The sequence below is a fragment of the Nocardia wallacei genome, assembly GCF_029869545.1.
Classification (GTDB): Bacteria; Actinomycetota; Actinomycetes; order Mycobacteriales; family Mycobacteriaceae; genus Nocardia; species Nocardia wallacei_A.
The window spans coordinates 25,688-37,919 of sequence record NZ_JARWQD010000119.1 but is presented as its reverse complement, the minus strand read 5'-3'; the positions used below and the strand labels follow the sequence as shown (position 1 = coordinate 37,919).

At 68.6% G+C, this 12,232-nt stretch carries 14 protein-coding genes and 1 pseudogene; 5 read left to right on the top strand and 10 right to left on the bottom strand.

Annotated elements, in window-relative coordinates:
* Together QH290_RS09595 and pknB are read left to right on the top strand one after the other, a co-directional pair.
* Positions 1–702, top strand: a pseudogene (locus QH290_RS09595) (serine/threonine protein kinase); the annotation flags it as partial.
* The gene (pknB, locus tag QH290_RS09590) at positions 699–2,594 is read left to right on the top strand and encodes a Stk1 family PASTA domain-containing Ser/Thr kinase (protein ID WP_280382591.1); all 1,896 of its coding nucleotides are present in this window, start codon (positions 699–701) and stop codon (positions 2,592–2,594) included. The pseudogene QH290_RS09595 and the gene pknB, both read left to right, overlap by 4 nt.
* Before the next feature lie 68 nt (positions 2,595–2,662).
* Here the strand turns inward: pknB and QH290_RS09585 are convergent, their stop codons facing one another.
* From QH290_RS09585 to QH290_RS09570, 4 genes are all read right to left on the bottom strand, one after another.
* On the bottom strand, positions 2,663–2,995 hold the full coding sequence (locus tag QH290_RS09585) for a peptidase inhibitor family I36 protein (protein WP_280382590.1): 333 nt from the start codon (positions 2,993–2,995) through the stop codon (positions 2,663–2,665).
* Between the two features lie 91 nt (positions 2,996–3,086).
* Positions 3,087–3,569, bottom strand: a complete 483-nt coding sequence (locus tag QH290_RS09580; RefSeq protein WP_280382589.1) for a deaminase — start codon at positions 3,567–3,569, stop codon at positions 3,087–3,089.
* Positions 3,566–4,294, bottom strand: a complete 729-nt coding sequence (locus QH290_RS09575; RefSeq protein ID WP_280382588.1) for a RibD family protein — start codon at positions 4,292–4,294, stop codon at positions 3,566–3,568. Before QH290_RS09575 ends, QH290_RS09580 begins: the two co-directional genes overlap by 4 nt.
* A gap of 23 nt (positions 4,295–4,317) precedes the next feature.
* Positions 4,318–4,956 carry an aminodeoxychorismate/anthranilate synthase component II gene (locus QH290_RS09570; RefSeq protein ID WP_280382587.1) on the bottom strand — a complete coding sequence of 213 codons (639 nt, stop codon included), beginning with the start codon at positions 4,954–4,956 and terminating at the stop codon, positions 4,318–4,320.
* 171 nt (positions 4,957–5,127) lie between these two features.
* Between QH290_RS09570 and crgA the strand changes: the two genes are divergently transcribed.
* On the top strand, positions 5,128–5,394 hold the full coding sequence (gene crgA / locus QH290_RS09565) for a cell division protein CrgA (protein WP_068025547.1): 267 nt from the start codon (positions 5,128–5,130) through the stop codon (positions 5,392–5,394).
* 96 nt (positions 5,395–5,490) lie between these two features.
* Entirely contained in the window at positions 5,491–5,940 is a 450-nt protein-coding gene (locus QH290_RS09560; protein WP_280262795.1) for a PH domain-containing protein, read from the top strand.
* Here QH290_RS09560 and QH290_RS09555 read toward each other — a convergent pair whose 3' ends face one another.
* The 6 genes from QH290_RS09555 to QH290_RS09530 all read right to left on the bottom strand — a co-directional run bounded on the left by QH290_RS09555 (position 5,941) and on the right by QH290_RS09530 (position 11,238).
* The gene (locus QH290_RS09555; protein ID WP_280262797.1) at positions 5,941–6,807 is read right to left on the bottom strand and encodes a rhomboid family intramembrane serine protease; all 867 of its coding nucleotides are present in this window, start codon (positions 6,805–6,807) and stop codon (positions 5,941–5,943) included.
* 16 nt (positions 6,808–6,823) lie between these two features.
* Positions 6,824–7,351 carry a peptidylprolyl isomerase gene (locus QH290_RS09550; RefSeq protein ID WP_280262798.1) on the bottom strand — a complete coding sequence of 176 codons (528 nt, stop codon included), beginning with the start codon at positions 7,349–7,351 and terminating at the stop codon, positions 6,824–6,826.
* 70 nt (positions 7,352–7,421) lie between these two features.
* A complete protein-coding gene (locus QH290_RS09545) occupies positions 7,422–7,619 on the bottom strand; it encodes a hypothetical protein (RefSeq protein ID WP_280382586.1) in 198 nt (65 codons plus the stop codon).
* Positions 7,620–7,687: 68 nt separating this feature from the next.
* Positions 7,688–8,536 carry an ABC transporter permease gene (locus QH290_RS09540; protein WP_280262802.1) on the bottom strand — a complete coding sequence of 283 codons (849 nt, stop codon included), beginning with the start codon at positions 8,534–8,536 and terminating at the stop codon, positions 7,688–7,690.
* The gene (locus QH290_RS09535; protein WP_280262804.1) at positions 8,533–9,552 is read right to left on the bottom strand and encodes an ATP-binding cassette domain-containing protein; all 1,020 of its coding nucleotides are present in this window, start codon (positions 9,550–9,552) and stop codon (positions 8,533–8,535) included. The genes QH290_RS09540 and QH290_RS09535 overlap by 4 nt, the downstream gene beginning before the upstream one ends.
* Positions 9,553–10,233: 681 nt before the next feature.
* Positions 10,234–11,238 (bottom strand): adenylate/guanylate cyclase domain-containing protein, encoded by a 1,005-nt coding sequence (locus QH290_RS09530; RefSeq protein ID WP_280262806.1) that lies wholly within the window; start codon positions 11,236–11,238, stop codon positions 10,234–10,236.
* 154 nt (positions 11,239–11,392) lie between these two features.
* Between QH290_RS09530 and QH290_RS09525 the strand changes: the two genes are divergently transcribed.
* Entirely contained in the window at positions 11,393–12,226 is an 834-nt protein-coding gene (locus QH290_RS09525) for an NAD(P)H-binding protein (protein WP_280262807.1), read from the top strand.
* Positions 12,227–12,232 lie beyond the last annotated feature (6 nt).

Below are 12,232 nucleotides of genomic sequence, written 5' to 3'. Positions count from 1 at the left end.
CCGCCGCCACCGCGCAACGCCGCCGGGCCCGCCGCCTCGCAGACCGGCGCGGCGCGCGTGCTGCCGCCCGCGGGTCCGACCGCCGTGCTCCCCCGCGGCGATTACGACGACGCCACCCTGCGCTATTCGACGCCGACCTCCGGGCGGCCGCAGGCGCTCGGCGGGACGGCCGCCATCCCCGGGCACCCGCCCGAGGACGAGCGCAAGGGGCGGTTCACCACCGGGCAGAAGGCGCTCGCGGGTCTCGGCATCGGCGCGCTGGCGCTGGGCGGAATCGCCGCGTGGGTGCTGCTGAGCGGCGATCCTCCGGAACCCACGCCGCAGAAGGCGCCCACCTCGGTCGTCGCGCCGCCCCCGCCGCCGCCGACCACCACCACCACCGAACCGCCGACCACCACCCGGTACCAGCCGCCACCACCGGTCACCACGACGACCGAGGCGCCGACGACCACCACCGAACCGCCGACGACCACGCCCGCGCCGACGACCACCACGCGACCGCAACGACCGACCACCGCGCCGACGACCACGGGTCGCATACCGCGGCCGTCTCTGGAAATACCATTGCCGGGGATCCCCGGTGTCGAGGGCACCACCGGCACCAACGGGCGCCACGGCACCAACGGATTCCACGGTACGAACAGCAACGGCACCACCGACAGCAGTAGTTCCCCGGCCACAGAACCGCAAGGACTGCCATGACGACCCCGAAGAATCTCTCCTCTCGCTACGAGCTGGGCGAGATCATCGGGTTCGGCGGCATGTCCGAGGTGCACAAGGCACGCGACCTGCGGCTGGGTCGCGACGTGGCGATCAAGGTGTTGCGGGCGGACCTGGCCCGCGACCCGACCTTCTATCTGCGGTTCAAGCGGGAGGCGCAGAACGCGGCCGCGCTGAATCATCCGGCGATCGTCGCGGTCTACGACACCGGCGAGGCCGAGGTCGACGGCGGGCCGCTGCCCTACATCGTGATGGAGTACGTCGACGGCGAAACCCTGCGCGATATCGTGCGCGGCAAGGGTCCGCTGCCGCCGCGGCGCGCGATGGAGGTCATCGCCGACGTCTGCGCCGCACTGGATTTCAGCCACAAGAACGGCATCGTGCATCGCGACATGAAGCCGGCCAACATCATGATCAACCGCCAGGGCGCGGTGAAGGTGATGGACTTCGGCATCGCCCGTGCGATCGCCGACAGCTCCAATCCGATGACCCAGACGGCCGCGGTGATCGGCACCGCGCAGTATCTGTCGCCCGAGCAGGCCCGCGGCGAGCAGGTCGACGCGCGCTCCGACGTCTATTCCGTCGGCTGCGTGCTCTACGAAATCCTCACCGGCGAGCCACCTTTCACCGGCGACTCCCCCGTGGCCGTCGCCTACCAGCACGTGCGCGAGGATCCGCGGCTGCCCTCGCTGGTGCATCCCGGCGTGCCACGCGAGCTGGACTCGGTCGTGCTCAAGGCGATGAGCAAGAATCCGGCCAACCGCTACCAGACGGCCGCGGAGATGCGCGCCGACCTGATCCGGGTGCTCGGCGGGCAGAAGCCGCACGCGCCGATGGTGATGACCGACGAGGACCGCACCACCATCCTCGGCAGCATGGATTCGGCGCCGCGCACCTACCGCACCGTGGAGCGCGACGATATCGAGGAGCCCGAACCCGACGAACCACGCCGCCGCACCGCCCTGATCGCGGCGGGCGCGCTGGGCGCGCTGGCGGTGATATTCGCGCTGTTCTGGTTTCTGATCGGCCCCGGCAGCAGCCCGGAGATGGTGGCCGTGCCCGATGTGTCGAACAAATCGTCGCAGCAGGCGCAGAACGATCTGAGAAACGCCGGCTTCAACGTGTCCACCCAGGACAAGGCGGACAGCAAGATCGCCATCGGCAACGTCATCGGCACGCAGCCGATCGGCGGCTCGCGTGCGGAAAAGGGCAGCACCGTCACCGTTCTGGTGTCCAAGGGCCCCGAACAGGTACCCGTGCCGCAGCTGGCGCAACAGACCCTGCAGCAGGCCGAACAACAGCTGAAGGCATCCAACCTGCGACTGGACTCCGAGGTCCAGCGCGACTGGTCCAGCACCGAAGACAAAGACAAGGTGATCAAACAGGACCCGACCCCAGGCTCGAGAATAGACGTCGGCAGCACCGTCAAGATCACCTTGGGCAAGGGCCCGGAGCAGGTACGCGTCCCCGATGTCGTCGGCCAGCAGATCGAAGTCGCCCAAGCGAACCTGGAGAATCCTGGCGGTTTCAAGGTCGTCGTCCAGAAGGTTCCGTCGTCACGTCCGAGTGGCGAGGTGCTTGCAACGGACCCCTCGGGTGGATCCGCAGCAGACAAGGGCTCGACGATCACCGTGCAGGTGTCGAGCGACCAGATCCAGATGCCGACGTTGGTCGGAGCGACCCCATCGCAGGCCGTAGACCGGCTACGCGCTGCGGGTTGGGTCGGCGGAGCCAATCAGATCATCCAGAACTCTCAGGGCACCTTCGACGCCAGCAGCATCGGCCGTGTGGTTGATCAGCAGCCGAAGGCAGGCTCATCGATGTCGAAGAACGCCACGATCACGATCATCGTCGGGGTCTTGGCCCCACCGTGATCCTTTGATGGACACGGCCACATGCGTGGGGCCGTCGTATCAACGACGGCCCCAGCCTCAGCCGACTACTACGCCGACATCGAACTCTTGGGACCACCGATGCTGGTGTAGAAGTTGTCCGACACCACGAAGCTGTCACCGGTGCAATCCGACCCGCTCCACAGCGTAATCGCGCGACCGGAGACATTGGCAGCGGATTGAATTGTCGGGATGGTGACGCAGCCTCCAGCGTCGGGCGGCGCCGAATCCAGCACACGACCATCCCCGTAGAACGTGCCCGCCCACCCGCAGATGCGACCGTCCGTGCAGCTGGAATCCGGACCAGCCTGCGCGTATGCCGTACCCAGCATGGCCATTACGGGCACAGACGCGCACACGAATAGCAACTTTGCGAACTTCATAATCCCTCCCAATCATTCGATGGCTTCTGCCATCACTGATTGAGACGCATTGAAGATGCAAAGGCGTTCCGTTCAGCCGGAATGCCGTACATCACAAATTCAGGTGGCGGTTCATGGACATGGCCTCGGTGGCCATGTCCGGGAGTTCGATCACCTCGACGCCCTGGTCGCGTAGTTTCTCCACGCCCACGCAGTTGGCTACGAAGGTGGGCGGTTCGCGCCAGGCGATGACCACCCGCGCGATACCGGCCGCCAGGATGCGGTCGGTGCAGGGCGCCCGGTCCGGGGAGGCGCGCTGCGAGCAGGGCTCCAGGGTGCTGTAGAGGGTGGCGCGGGCCAGCCGCGAGTCCTCGCCGAGCTTGTTCAGCGCGGACTCCTCCGCGTGCACCTTCTCGTCGGTTTCGCGCGAAAAGCCGTGTGCCAGTTCGACTCCGTCGGCGTCGACGACGACCGCGCCGACCGAGAAGGCGGTCGGGCTGACGGGGCACAGGCGGGCCAGACCGATCGCGTGATGCATCCAGAACCGGTGTGTCTTACGGTTTTCCGCGCCCAGGTCGGCGAAATGCGATGTCACTGCGGGGATTCCATAACGTGCGGCCCTCCGTCGGTCGGTGCCTCGGTCCGTGTGGGCAGATAGCGCAGCAGCGCGACATCGCCGATGCGGGTGACATCCGCCAAGACCATTCTGCGCCCGGAGCCGCCGGGGAAGTCGGCGGGATTCAGAAATCGCGGTGCGTCCGGATCGCCGACCAGTACCGGCGCCACGGCCAGCAGCAGCTCGTCGGCCAGGCCGTTCGCCAGGAAGGCGGTGTGGATGTGGCCGCCGCCCTCCACCATCAGCCGGGCGGTGCCGCGCCGCCCGAGGTCGTCGAGCAGTGCGCCGAAATCCACCGTGGTCCCGAGGGATACGACCTCGGCCAGGCCTGCGAGGCGCGCACCGAGGCACGCGGCTCCGGCGTCGGTGGTGTAGACCAGCTTGTCCCCGCCGGTGTGGAAGAAGCGCAGACCGGGTTCGAGGTCGCCGCCCGCGCTGACGGTGACCTTGAGCGGATACTCCGGCTTGCCCGCGGCCACCCGCCGGGCCCGGCGTTCCGCGCTGCCGACCAGCAGGCGCGGGTTGTCGCGGCGCAGCGTCCGGGCCCCGACGAGGATGGCGTCGCTGTCGGCACGCACCGCATCGACCCGGTCGAAGTCCTCAGGATTCGACAGCAGCAGTCGTTCGGGACCGGCGTCGTCGATGTAGCCGTCGATGCTCACCGCGACCGAGAGCAGCACGTGGGGACGATCGCTGTCGCTCATGGGTGCATCCTCCCGGACACCTCTCAGACCAGCGCCGCGACCTCCGACTCGAGCTGCCGGACCAGGGCCTCGGCCGGGCGTTCCCCGCAGACCTCCAGCCAGTTGGCCAGCATCCGATGCCCGCCCTGGGTGAGGACCGACTCCGGATGGAACTGCACGCCGTGGATCGGCAGCGTGCGGTGCCGCATCGCCATGACGACGCCGGACTCGGTCCGGCCGAGCACCTCGAGTTCGGCGGGCAGGGTGTCCTCGAGCACGGTCAGCGAGTGGTAGCGGGTGGCGGTGAACGGATCGGGCAACCCGGCCAGCACACCGGCGCCGAGATGGAAGACCGAACTGGTCTTGCCGTGCAGCAGTTCCGGCGCACGGGTGACGGTGGCACCGAAGGCCGCGCCGATGGCCTGATGCCCCAGGCAGACGCCGAGCAGCGGGGTGCGCTGCCGACCGCACGCGTGCACCAGCTCGATACTGGCGCCCGCCCGGTCGGGAGTCCCCGGTCCCGGGCTGACCAGCACGCCGTCGAATCCGGTGACGACCTCGTCGAGAGGTTGGAGCCGCGGGTCGTCGTTGCGCCAGACGGTGGCCTCGGCACCCAACTGGCCCAGATACTGCACCAGGTTGAACACGAAGCTGTCGTAATTGTCGACGACCAGTACACGCATGGTTCGAGACTACGTGGCGGGCGATTCACCGTCGCGGGAATACCTGGCGGGCCCGCCGACAACAGTCCGGGCCCCGGGTGTACACCCAGCTGGGATAGCCTTTAGTCAGACCGGCAGGTGCGAGCGGCACTCCCCCGCCGGTACGACCTGTACGCCGAATACGAGGACGTCATGCCCAAGTCGAAGGTCCGCCGCAAGAAGACCGACTATACGATCAATCCCGCCAGCCGCACGCCGGTGAAGGTGAAGGGCGGCCCCTCGCCGGTCTGGTACGTCACCATCATGCTCGGCTTCATGCTCGCCGGGCTGGTGTGGTTGCTGGTGTACTACCTGGCCAACGACAAGATCGAGTGGATGGCCAACCTCAATGCCTGGAACTTCCTGATCGGCTTCGGGCTCATGGTGATCGGCCTGATCATGACGATGCGGTGGCGCTGACCCGGCCGTGAATCCCCCTGTCACGGCGCTACATCCGTGTCATTCATTCACACTTGTGGATGATTCTGTGGACAACTCGAGGAGCGTTTGGGGACCGTGACCGCATCCGACTCGGAGACCCGGCTGAGCTGGTCCACGCCGCCCGCCGCACTCGCGGCGACGGCGCTGGGCGGGGTGGCCCTGGCCGTCGCCGCCGTCTTCGCCTCCGACGCGCCGAGCCGCCTGCTGATCGGGCTCGCGGCGGTGCTGCTGCTGGGGCTGGCCGCCCTGGGCCTGCGTCAGCGGCCGCGGTTGACCGTGGTCACCGGCGATTCACCGGTCCTGGTCGTGCGCGGACTGCTGGGGCCCGTGGCGTACCGGCCCGAGCAGATCCTGAAGGCCCGGGTGGTCGGTTTCCGGCGGCTCGGGCGCCGGGTGCCGAACCTCGAGCTCGACGTCCGGCACGACGGCGACGACCGGCTGCTGATCTTCGGCCGCTGGGACCTGGGCACGCATCCCCAGGATGTGCTCGACGCGATGACCGTGCACGGGCTCGTCCGCGACTGATCAGGCCAGCGACGCCGCGGCGCCGCCGATGAGCGCGAGGCTGATCACCATCACCGCCGCCACGGCCACCCATCCGATCGTGCGCGCCACCTCCGGGTTCTTGGCCTTCGACCACTGCGGGAGGAACAGGATGCCGCCCGTGGCGAGGGTCCCGGCGGCGAGCCCGCCGAGGTGGCCCCACAGCGAGATACCGGGCAGCGACACGCTGATGATCACGTTGATCACGATCAGCACCAGCATCTGCGTCGGACTCTGCCGCAGCCGCAGCAGGATCACCGTCATCGCGCCGAACAGGCCGTAGATCGCGCCGGACGCGCCCGCGGTCGCCGAATCCTGGGCCAGCCACATCACCGCCGCCGATCCGCCGAGCAGCGAGGCCGCGTAGACCGCGACGAACCGCAGTCGGCCCAGCACCATCTCGCAGTCACGGCCCAGGATGTACAGCGCGAACATATTGACCAGCAGGTGCACCGGTCCGTAATGCAGGAAGCCGGAACCGAGTACCCGAATCCACTGCCCGTCGGCGACGGCCGGGGGAACGAGCACCCAATCGAAGAACAGCTGCGACCGCTGATTGTCGGCAACGCTGTTCGCCTGCGCGGCCGTGATCGCGTAGATGGCGACATTGAGTGCGATCAGGGCGTAGGTCACGTAGGGAACGGCCCGCCGCGCCGCGGGAGCACCCGCGACGGTCCGCACCGGTCGCACATCGGCCTGCCCTTGGCGCAGGCACTCCACGCAGTGCTGACCGACCGAGGCCGGGCGCAGGCAGTCCGGACAGGCCGACCGCCCGCACCGAGTGCATGCCAGGCCGGTGGGCCGATCGGGATGGCGGAAGCAGGTCGGCGCGGGCGGGTGGGGATTCACGGAACTCCGATGAGACTCAGGCGATGGTGACGGAGGAGATGACGACCGGCTCCTTCGGGCGATCGTTGCGGTCGGTCGCGGTGGTGGCGATGGCGTCGACCACCTTGCGCGAATCCGGGTCCACCACCTCGCCGAAAATGGTGTGGCGGCGGTTCAGGTGCGGCTGCGGGCCGACGGTGATGAAGAACTGCGAACCGTTGGTGCCCGGCCCGGCGTTGGCCATGGCCAGCAGGTACGGGCGGTCGAAGCGCAGTTCGGGATGGAACTCGTCACCGAACTCGTAGCCGGGTCCGCCGCGTCCCGTGCCGGTCGGGTCACCACCTTGGATCATGAACCCGTCCATCACACGGTGAAAAGTGCAGCCGTCGTAGAACGGGCCGGACGTACCGCCGCTCGCGTTCTGCGTCGTGTACGACGCCGACCCGTCGGCGAGGCCGACGAAGTTCCGCACCGTTTTCGGGGCGTGGTTACCGAAGAGCGAGATCTTGATGTCGCCGTGGTTGGTGTGCAGCGTTGCCACGGCGGTCTGATTCGGTGAGGTCACGCCCATCATCGTGCCACGCAGACCGTGAACCGCATTGCATCCCACCGTCTTCGGGCCGCGCCGCCGCGTGCTAGGGCAACCGGGCGGCTTCCGGCGGTGTGGACCCGTTGGTCGAGTAGCCGAGGCGCGGCGGTTCGGCGGCGGGTTCCGGAAGCTGCGGGCGGCGGCGGGCCGCCAGCCACGCGGCACTGCCCGCGAATCCGACGAGGGCGGCGGCGATGAGCCGGTTGCGCAACCGGCCGGATTTTCCCGAACTCCCCAACTGCATGCGACCACTGTGGCACAGCAACACATTTCGCGCAGGAAAGGCTGGTCACAGTGGTCGCATCGCATGGGTCAGCGGCTGACCGAGCGCTTGAACTGGCGCACCGCCAGCGGCACGAACACCGCCAGAATGACCACCACCCAGATGAGCGTCGTCGCCACCGGGTGCTGAATCGGCCAGGCGTCGCCCGGGGGCGCCATCGGGCTCGTGTTACCGAACAGGTCGCGGGTCGCCTGGGTGACCGCCGATACGGGGTTCCATTCGGCGAAGACGCGCAGCGGCCCCGGCAGGTTGTTCAGCGGCACAAAGGTATTCGCCAGGAAGGTCAGCGGGAAGATGACCATGAAGCTGGCATTGTTGAACACCTCGGGCGCCCGCACGATCAGACCGACCACGGCCATGATCCACGAGATCGCGTAGGCGAACAGCAGCAGCAGGACATAGGCCAGCACCGCGTCGAGCAGCGATCCGCGGATCCGCCAGCCGACCACCAGGCCGGTCAGCGACATGACGACCAGGCTCACCACGTTGATCACGACATCGGCGGCGGTGCGGCCGATGAGCACGGCGACCGGCGCCATCGGCAGCGAGCGGAACCGGTCGATGATGCCCTTCTGCATATCCTCCGCCAGGCTCAGCCCCGTGAACGTGGCACCGAAGACCGAGGTCTGCGCGAAGATGCCCGCGATCAGGAACTCCCGGTAGCCGCCCGCCATGCCGGGCACCTGGATGGCGGTGCCGAAGATGTAGGCGAACAGCAGGACGAACATGATCGGCGACAGCGTCGAGAAGATCAGCACGTCCGGGACGCGCCTGATCTTGATGACGTTGCGCTTGGTGATCGTCAGGCTGTCGCTGACCACCATCGACATCCGCTGCCCGAAGGAGGGCAGGTCGGCGAGCGCCGTTGCGGTGCTCATCGGGTTTTTCCTTCCGTTGCTTCGACTCGATCGGCGGCGCGCTTACCGTTGGCACTGCCGTTCTCGCTGACCAGCTCCTCGGCCTCATGGCCGGTCAGGGTGAGGAACACGTCGTCGAGCGAGGGGCGGCGCAGGCCGACGTCGTGGATTCGGACCTGGTGCTCGGCCAGCTTGCCGATCGCGTTCACCAGCGCCTGCGAGCCCTCGCTGACGGGCACCGTGATGCGGCGCAGCCCGGGCTCGAGATGCATCTCGCCGACCGCGAGCCCCGCCAGCGCCTGTTGGGCCACCGCGAGGCTGTCGGCGTGGTCGACGGTCAGCTCGATGCGGTCGCCGCCGACCATGGTCTTCAGCTCGTCGGCCGTGCCGCGGGCGATGACCTTGCCGTGGTCGATGACGGCGATGGCGTCGGCCAGCCGGTCGGCCTCCTCCATGTACTGGGTGGTCAGCAGCAGCGTGGTGCCGCCGGCGACCAATTCCTCGATGACATCCCACAGGTCCAGGCGGGCCCGCGGGTCCAGGCCCGTGGTCGGCTCGTCCAGGAACAGCACCGGTGGGTTGGCGACCAGCGCGCCGGCCAGGTCGAGGCGGCGGCGCATACCGCCGGAGTAGCCCTTCACCGGGCGGTCGGCGGCGTCGGCGAGCCGGAACCGCTCCAGCAGCTCCCGCGCGCGCTCCTTACTGCGCTGCACGCCCATGTGGTACAGCCGCCCCACCATCTCCAGATTCTCGAAGCCGGTGAGGTATTCGTCGACGGCGGCGTACTGACCGGAGGCGCCGATGTGCGCACGCAGCCGCTGCGGCTCCCGCAGCACGTCGATACCGGCCACGGTGGCGTGACCCGAGTCCGGGATGAGCAATGTGGTCAGCACGCGGACCGTGGTGGTCTTGCCCGCGCCGTTGGGGCCGAGCAGCGCGGTGACCGTCCCCTCCGGCACCGTGAGATCGAGATGGTCGAGGGCGGTCAGCTTTCCGTATGTCTTGACCAGACCCTCGGCGATTATGGCGTCGGGCATGATGCTCCTGACGTTTGTAATGGATATGCAGTGACCTGAGCGACACTGCAGCCAAGTATTGCCCACGGCACCGACAAGTTCATGCGATTAACGCGGTGCCCCGGTCGGCGCGCCCGGCGGCCTGTGGCCGCGCACGAAGCCCGGACAGCAGGAGGCCGCATCCCGGGGATCCGGCGGTGCTCGGGGGTGCCGGCGGGATGCGGCCGACTACATGGTCGCCCGCCGGACCGGGCCGGGTCCCGAGTAGTGGGCTACCTGTTCTCGGTCGCGCACCGGTACTCGGCCGACCCGATCGACACGCCCGGAAATCCGGGCAATACGGACCGTCGCTACCGAACCGGGCGGATGCGCACCGCCCGATCCGGCGTACCGGCGCCCGCGGTCGGCCCGGGAACCCACGCCGTTCGACCCCCGTAATCCGCTGTACCCCAACACATTTGAGCGACGAAGCGGACACATGACGCACCACGAGAACCGTCGGGATCCGGCATCGAGATCCCGCCGATCAAAAACTTTCCGAAAGTGGCGGCCCTCATACACCCACAACCGTGGATCGTCGCGTAGGATCATTCACGTCGGCCCCTCCCCCCCGGGCCGACCTTACGCGGGCCTCGGCTAACTCCCCCCCTTCGCCGAGGCCCGCTCCTAATTTTCCGGCACGTTTCGCCGCGCCGACGCCTGTCAGGCGCGGCGCAGCACGTGCGAACGCAGGCGATTGAAGCCGCGCACCCGCACACTGCGCAGATGCCGCAGCACGAACTCCGGTTCACCGGCCAGCTGCGCCGCCGCGGCGTCATCGATCAGCACCGTCCCGGGCCGCGCCACGCCGGTCAGGCGCGCGGCCATGTTCACCACCGACCCGTACAGGTCGCCGAACCGCTGCAGCACCTCCCCGTAGGCCAGCCCCACCCGCAGCTCCGGCGTGGTGCCCGCGGACAGCGTGGCCTCCTGGATCTCCAGCGCGATGCGTGCGCCCACGACCGCCGACTCCGCCGCGAACATGACCTCGTCGCCGACGTTCTTGATAACCCACCCGCCGTTGCCGGTGATCGCGTCGGTGGTGATGGTCTCGAACGACTCCAGCAGCCGGGTCAGCTCCTCCGGATCGAGATGACGGGTCAGGCGGGTGTAGCCGACCATATCGGCGAAGCCCACGGCCTGCTCGCGCATCGTCTCGCCCCCGGTGCCGTCACCGTTGAGCGAGCGCGCCAGCGCGGCCGCCAGATGCCGCCGCCACGCGTAGGCCTGCAGCTGCTGCAGTGTCGAGACGACCTCCTCGGTCGCCTCCTGCGCGACGGCCACCTCGTCCGCATCCGGATCGGCGGCGGTGATCGCCCGGATCCGGTCCACGATCTCCTCGGCGACCAGGTCCACCTGCCATTCGGCCAGCCGCGCCATCGACTGGCCGAGGGTCCGCGCGGCCCCGGACTGCTGCCGCACATCGGTCGAGGCCAGCGCGGCCAGGCTCTGGAAGTTGTTGACCGCCTCCACATCCGCGTCGGTGTACTCGATCGCGTGGTCGTCCGGATTGGCGGGGAATCCGAGCGAGATCCACAACCGGCGGGTCAGCTCCGAGGGCACCCCGGACTGCCGCGACACGTCCTCCCGGGTGTAGCGGCGCGGACCGTGCAGCAGATACGGCTCGACAACCGATTGCACCAGCTTGGACAACTCCGGCGAGGTCATATTTCGACCTTACGGGCCGCCCCACCACCCGCCGGCGCAGTAGTGATCAGTCACAGCCCGTGTCCCCGCCCGCGATCGTCTCGGCAGACGCCGGCGTATGTTCGCGATCGTCTGAACCATGTTCCGCCGGGGCGATCGCGGATGTACTGGATTCATGACCACATCGAACAACCCCGTACTCGTACTCGGTGGCACCGGCAGGACCGGTAGCCGCGTGGCCGCCTCGCTCCGGGCGCTGTCGGTCCCGGTTCGGATCGGATCCCGGTCGGCGACACCGTCTTTCGACTGGACGGATCGACAGACCTGGGATGCGGCCCTGACCGGTGTTTCCGCCGTGTACATCTCCTACCAGCCGGATCTGGCGGCGCCCGGAGCGCCGCAGGACATGCACGCGCTGACCGCCGCCGCCCGACGGCACGGGATCGGCAAGCTCGTGCTGCTGTCCGGCCGCGGCGAGCCGGAGGCGGCGGAATGCGAGGAGATCGTGCGGAATTCCGGTGTCCCCTGGACGATCCTGCGCTGCAGCTGGTTCGCCCAGAATTTCAGCGAGGGCGCGTTCACCGACTACGTCCGGGCGGGCGAGGTAGCCCTGCCGGCCGGTGAGATCCCGGAGCCCTTCATCGACGCGGACGACATCGCCGCCGTCGCGGTCGCGGCGCTCACCGACGAGCGCCACGCGGGGGCGGTCTACGAGCTGACCGGCCCCCGCGCGCTGACCTTCTCCGAGGCGATCGCGGAGATCGCGCACACCACGGGACGCGACATCGCCTTCGTTCCGATCACCCGGGCGGCTTTCGTCGCGGCCCTGACCACCTACGACGTCCCCGCCGAGGAGATCGGACTGCTGGACTACCTGTTCGGCACCGTCCTCGACGGCCGCAACTCGGCCACCGCCGACGGTGTGCAGCGGGCGCTGGGCCGCAAGCCCAGGGATTTCACCGATTACGTGCGGCAGACGGCGGCGACGGGGGTGTGGGCGGCGGCTTGACCTGGG

What these genes read in the sequence shown, in the direction of transcription:
- pknB (WP_280382591.1), top strand. Translation starts at nt 699, where the DNA reads ATGACGACCCCGAAGAATCTCTCCTCTCGCTACGAGCTGGGCGAGATC.
- QH290_RS09585 (WP_280382590.1), bottom strand. Translation starts at nt 2,995, where the DNA reads ATGAAGTTCGCAAAGTTGCTATTCGTGTGCGCGTCTGTGCCCGTAATG.
- QH290_RS09575 (WP_280382588.1), bottom strand. Translation starts at nt 4,294, where the DNA reads ATGAGCGACAGCGATCGTCCCCACGTGCTGCTCTCGGTCGCGGTGAGC.
- QH290_RS09570 (WP_280382587.1), bottom strand. Translation starts at nt 4,956, where the DNA reads ATGCGTGTACTGGTCGTCGACAATTACGACAGCTTCGTGTTCAACCTG.
- crgA (WP_068025547.1), top strand. Translation starts at nt 5,128, where the DNA reads ATGCCCAAGTCGAAGGTCCGCCGCAAGAAGACCGACTATACGATCAAT.
- QH290_RS09545 (WP_280382586.1), bottom strand. Translation starts at nt 7,619, where the DNA reads ATGCAGTTGGGGAGTTCGGGAAAATCCGGCCGGTTGCGCAACCGGCTC.
- QH290_RS09540 (WP_280262802.1), bottom strand. Translation starts at nt 8,536, where the DNA reads ATGAGCACCGCAACGGCGCTCGCCGACCTGCCCTCCTTCGGGCAGCGG.
- QH290_RS09535 (WP_280262804.1), bottom strand. Translation starts at nt 9,552, where the DNA reads ATGCCCGACGCCATAATCGCCGAGGGTCTGGTCAAGACATACGGAAAG.
- QH290_RS09530 (WP_280262806.1), bottom strand. Translation starts at nt 11,238, where the DNA reads ATGACCTCGCCGGAGTTGTCCAAGCTGGTGCAATCGGTTGTCGAGCCG.
- QH290_RS09525 (WP_280262807.1), top strand. Translation starts at nt 11,393, where the DNA reads ATGACCACATCGAACAACCCCGTACTCGTACTCGGTGGCACCGGCAGG.